The sequence below is a fragment of the Clostridioides sp. GD02377 genome (assembly GCF_045899875.1).
Lineage (GTDB): Bacteria > Bacillota > Clostridia > Peptostreptococcales > Peptostreptococcaceae > Clostridioides > Clostridioides difficile_A.
Genome location: NZ_JBJODA010000067.1, coordinates 1 through 723, shown reverse-complemented (window position 1 = coordinate 723; position 723 = coordinate 1). Strand labels below are relative to the sequence as shown.

1 protein-coding gene is annotated in these 723 nt (G+C 30.6%); it reads left to right on the top strand.

Going from position 1 to position 723, the window contains the following annotated elements; genetic code table 11:
- A partial coding sequence (locus tag Q3304_RS20780) for a hypothetical protein (protein ID WP_407815344.1) occupies window positions 1-433 on the top strand: 433 nt, incomplete at its 5' end.
- Window positions 434-723: the final 290 nt, after the last annotated feature.

The following is a 723-nucleotide window of genomic DNA, read 5'->3' as shown; positions in this document are numbered from 1 at the left end:
GAAGTTAAATATTAATTGGGAAGGTGATGTTATGATTAAAGATTTATTTTCTATAGTCGCAATGAAAGGATTAGAAGTTTGTCAAATAGGAAAAAGTCTTTTCCTAGAAATGCCAGTTGACCTCGTATACACTGCAAAAAATTCTATGTCAGAGATGAGAGAACCTACAGTAGATTTAGTAAGAGAAGTTTGTAGTAAGATTTGTGTAGGAGCCATTGAAGTAGTTGAAAATAAAGTAATAAATACTATAGATAATAGTATTTATTATATTTCAAATTTATTTGAATTACTGGAAAGAGTTGAAAAAGGAGTTGCAACAGAAAAAGAGATAATTATTTTACTTGGAATAGCAAATAAGCTTAATTTAAAAATTAGAGATACAAAAGATTTACTAAGTCATAAAAATGAGTTTTTGGAAACTCATAAAAAATAATTGACTATTAACATTATGATAATTTAAGGGGAACCTTATCTCATTTACTTTTCTTTCTCATTGGGGGAAAGGAGAGGGGGGTAAGGGGGGTGAGGTATGGGGGATAAGTGGGTTTGAATAATATGCCCGCAAGGGCAATAAGGTTTATAAGAAAAAGGGTTTTAGAAATCGGAAAGAAATAAAAAAAATAGAGTCAGGAATGATAAGAGGAAAAAAGTTTAGAACTAAGAATCGGCAAATTGCAAGGGAGCATATAGCAAGCAAAGGAAAAGCTGAAAGATAAAAGAGTT